We start from the raw sequence: 3,741 nt of genomic DNA on the forward strand, positions 1-3,741 counted from the left end.
TTCTCATCAACCAATAATTAATTGGTCAGTGCTATTTATTTCAGCTTAGTGGCTAACTTATTCTTGAAATTTAGATTGTCCAGTTAATCAAGATCTAGAAATCAAAAACAAAAAACAGCACTTTTTAGATATTGGCACACAAATGATACACATGATTTAAAAAATTATTATAATAAAATATGTGTTTTGACGTCCATTATCAAGTAAAATGCCTGTCGAGGAGGAAAGATGTTAAAGGATTCCTTATCGGAGTCCTTTCTTTTTACTGTAAAATTAGTTTGTATATAGAAGGCCTTTTTTGTCCTCAGGTCAATTGGCAGGGAATAAAAAAAGGGGCCCTTATGGGGCCCTATGTTCCTCTAAAGTAATCAGTGACAGTTATAAATGCCCAACCAGAGGTTCGAACTCTGATCTTCGGTTCCGAGGACCGACGTGCTAATCCGTTACACTAATCAGGCGACTAAGAGGAATTTACGGTTTTATTATAACATACGTTTCACAAACGACGATGAAAAATCAAGAGCTTCGCTTCCCAAAGTCATTTCAAAAGGTGCTATGATATATCAGGAAAGATGATAGGAGGCTAACTCAAATGAAGAATGTTTCATTGGTTAACGGACCAAACCAGCACTATAAAGTTCAAGTAGATGGCCAGTTTTTTGGCAACCTGTTTTTTGACGAAACCAAGCACGTCTGGGTACTGCAGACGAAGGAGGACGGTAAGACCGTTACGAAGTCATATTATGAAGATCTGGTTCTCAGCGTGTCCCAGATTACCGGTAACCTTAATGCCAAAGACAAATAACGTGAGGGGTGATCTCCATCGGCTGCATTCGAATTAACAACATGGTTGCTTATGGTCACAATGGTGTTTATCCTGAAGAGCGCAAATTGGGACAAAAACTGGAAATCGATGTAGAATTGAATTATCCGATTGAACAAAAAGTTCAACACGATGAGTTAGATGAAACGATTTCTTATGCTGATGTTTATCACAGCATTCAACAATTTATTGAACAGCATTCTTATAAACTAATCGAAAGCTTGGCAAATCATCTGCTCCATTATTTGCTGACCAGCTATCGGGAGGCTAAGGGAATCAAATTGCGGATTCGCAAATACGGGGTGCCAATGGCTGGCGCCTACGATAACGTTGAAATTGAAGTAGGTGGCAAACAAGATGAAGAGTAGCAGTTTCGTGAAGCGGGCCTATCTCAGCATTGGTACCAATATTGGGGATCGCCAACACAATCTGCAACGAGCAGTTCAATTACTGAATCGGTTGCCGGAAAACGAGCTAGTTGCTGTTTCGCCTATTTATGTGACGGAACCAGTAGGTGGCGTCATCCAGCGCAATTTCTATAATATTGCGGCGGCACTTGGGACGCGTTTGACGGCTTTAGAATTGTTGAATTGGCTGCACGTAATCGAACAAAGCTTGCATCGCAAACGGATAATTCATTGGGGACCGCGGACGATCGATCTTGACCTGCTCTATTACGACGATGCCGTGATTGATTTGCCGACCTTAAAGGTGCCACACCCGCAGATTCCGCACCGGCGCTTTGTTTTACAGCCACTGCTCGACATTACTGCTGATGATTCAACCATGCAGGCGCAAGTTCAGCAACTATTAAAGCAGACGGATGATCATCATTGGATTAAACAATTGGAGAGGGGATTGGATTTTGATGGACCAGCAGGCAATTGAGAATGCCGTCACACAGCTTTTGAAAGCGATCGGTGAAGACCCGCAACGGCCGGGATTGAAAGAAACACCGGCACGGGTTGCCCGGATGTATGCGGAAGTGGCTTCCTCAATTGGCCACCGCCCGGAAGACTTTACAAATTACAAAATTTTTCACGTGGCGGACAGTCCACGGATGGTCACCGTTCAGCAAATTCCATTTTACTCACTCTGTGAGCACCATTTGTTACCATTTTTTGGTGAGATTAGCGTTGCCTATGTTCCCCGCAATGGTCAGGTGATTGGTCTTTCAAAAATACCGCGGCTGGTGGACTACGTGACCCACCGACCAGGAATGCAGGAACAAGTTACGATTGATTTGGTCCGTGAACTGCAAGATCTGCTCAATCCATTAGGGATCGCAGTAGTGATCAATGCCCGCCACCTTTGTATGGAAATGCGAGGGATCAATAAACGCGGCCAATTTACCTATACAAGTAAATTCACTGGGCAATTCGATCATGATCAGTCTCTGCGTGAAGAATTTTTGGCCCAGGTTCGTTCGCATCATTCGTCCTTATAAAGCGGGGCTTTGTCCTTGAAAATAATTGAAATTCAGCCAGCTGATCTAGGAGCTAATGGTTCCCTAGCAGCGGCTTTTTTAACCAAAAAAATCGAAAGTGGGCAGCTTATGGCCCTGTGCTGGCAAATTGATGACAGTTCGCAATTGGCCGCAGTTAAGAAGACGCTCGACCGCCTGGATGTTCCGACAGTCGCAGGGCGGTTGCAGTACCAGTTTTGTCTCCCCCTGCCAGCTTTGAATGTCTTATTGCAGTGGCTTCCTGTCTTTGACGACCGGGAGCTAACTGAATCGGTTGCCCAACTCGTCAATGATCATCAGATTATTTGGCAAGCGGGACGTTTTCGCTTTGATTTAACCACTAATCCGATCGTGTACGGGATTTTAAACGTGACGCCGGATTCTTTTTACGACGGCGGTCGTTTTATTGAAGCAACGGCGATGCGAAAGCACATTGCCGCAATGGTGCAGGCGGGAGCACAAGTTATTGAAGTCGGCGGTCAATCAACTCGCCGCGATCGTTTTTCTGAAGTTAGTTCCGAAGAAGAGATCCGGCGCATCACGCCTGCAATCAAGTACTTGCATGAGCGATACCCGGCGGTAGCGATTGCCGTCGATACTTACAAAGCCCCTGTCTTGAAAGCGGCATTGCGCCTCGGTATCGACATTGCTAATGATGTTCACGGCTTTGCCGATGAGGAGATGCGACATTTGATTGCCAATTCCTCGGTCGGTTTGGTGACGATGTATATGGCCGCTAATCATGACTATGATAACTTGACGGTTGATATGCGGCAGTTTTTCACCAAGCGGTTGGCTGACCTGCGTGCCAGTGGAGTAGCTTGGGAACGGATTGCCCTCGATGAGGGGATCGGTTACGCAGCTCACCTGGATGGTTATCAGGATTTTGCCATGATGCGCAGCCTTGATCAATTGCTCGATTTTCGCCGACCTCTAATGGTGGCAATTTCGCGGAAGGGCTTTGCCAAGCGGCTTTTTAATCTAGCTAAAAAAGACCGCCTCCCAGCAACGCTGGTGGCGGAAACATATATGGCCCTTCATGGTGGGCGCATCTTGCGGGTTCATGATGTTGCGGTCACGACCCAGTTGGTTCAGTTGTTAGATCAAATTCAACGTGGTTACTGGGCGCGTTCCAAAAATTTCAAATGATTATTAAGACACCATAGATAATCAGAAGTAAGATCAACGTTAGGTTGAGGTTGGGCGAGCCGAAGGTTTCGCGGATGCGGCGAAAGACAATCTCCATGATACAGATGGTGAAAACCAGGTAGATGCTTTTCAGCAACAACCACATCGGCTGACTGCTGATCTGCCACAGCAACATAACAATGTTGATGGCCAGGATAATAAAAATTAGGAGCCGACTGGTAACGATCTGATGCGTACCCCCAAAGTTGGAAATCGACTTTGGGGGTATTTTTTTATGACTAAAATTAGCATAAACACTAAGCTT

The 3,741-nt window shown here is 45.4% G+C and carries 6 protein-coding genes and 1 tRNA gene; 5 read left to right on the forward strand and 2 right to left on the reverse strand.

Features of this window, described 5'->3' with window-relative positions:
• Positions 1-385: 385 nt before the first annotated feature.
• Positions 386-458, reverse strand: a tRNA-Arg gene (locus tag QOR82_RS08840).
• A gap of 134 nt (positions 459-592) precedes the next feature.
• On the opposite strand from QOR82_RS08840, the gene QOR82_RS08845 reads away from it, so the two are divergent.
• Genes QOR82_RS08845 through folP form a run of 5 tightly spaced genes read left to right on the forward strand, consistent with a single transcriptional unit; the run spans position 593 to position 3,437 of the window.
• A complete protein-coding gene (locus QOR82_RS08845; RefSeq protein WP_283584377.1) occupies positions 593-805 on the forward strand; it encodes a hypothetical protein in 213 nt (70 codons plus the stop codon).
• A gap of 17 nt (positions 806-822) precedes the next feature.
• Positions 823-1,191 carry a dihydroneopterin aldolase gene (folB, locus tag QOR82_RS08850; protein ID WP_283584382.1) on the forward strand — a complete coding sequence of 123 codons (369 nt, stop codon included), beginning with the start codon at positions 823-825 and terminating at the stop codon, positions 1,189-1,191.
• Positions 1,181-1,711 carry a 2-amino-4-hydroxy-6-hydroxymethyldihydropteridine diphosphokinase gene (gene folK / locus QOR82_RS08855; protein ID WP_283584378.1) on the forward strand — a complete coding sequence of 177 codons (531 nt, stop codon included), beginning with the start codon at positions 1,181-1,183 and terminating at the stop codon, positions 1,709-1,711. Before folB ends, folK begins: the two co-directional genes overlap by 11 nt.
• Positions 1,692-2,270: a GTP cyclohydrolase I FolE gene (gene folE, locus QOR82_RS08860; protein WP_283584379.1), complete on the forward strand. Its 579-nt coding sequence runs from the start codon at positions 1,692-1,694 to the stop codon at positions 2,268-2,270. The genes folK and folE overlap by 20 nt, the downstream gene beginning before the upstream one ends.
• A gap of 15 nt (positions 2,271-2,285) precedes the next feature.
• A complete protein-coding gene (folP, locus tag QOR82_RS08865) occupies positions 2,286-3,437 on the forward strand; it encodes a dihydropteroate synthase (RefSeq protein WP_283584380.1) in 1,152 nt (383 codons plus the stop codon).
• On the opposite strand, the gene QOR82_RS08870 is transcribed toward folP, so the two are convergent.
• Positions 3,430-3,741, reverse strand: a 312-nt coding sequence (locus QOR82_RS08870; RefSeq protein ID WP_283584381.1) for a hypothetical protein, incomplete at its 5' end; no start/stop codon positions are given. The two genes, folP and QOR82_RS08870, sit on opposite strands and share 8 nt — an antisense overlap.

It is taken from the genome of Limosilactobacillus difficilis, from assembly GCF_947387495.1.
In the GTDB taxonomy this organism is placed as follows: domain Bacteria; phylum Bacillota; class Bacilli; order Lactobacillales; family Lactobacillaceae; genus Limosilactobacillus; species Limosilactobacillus difficilis.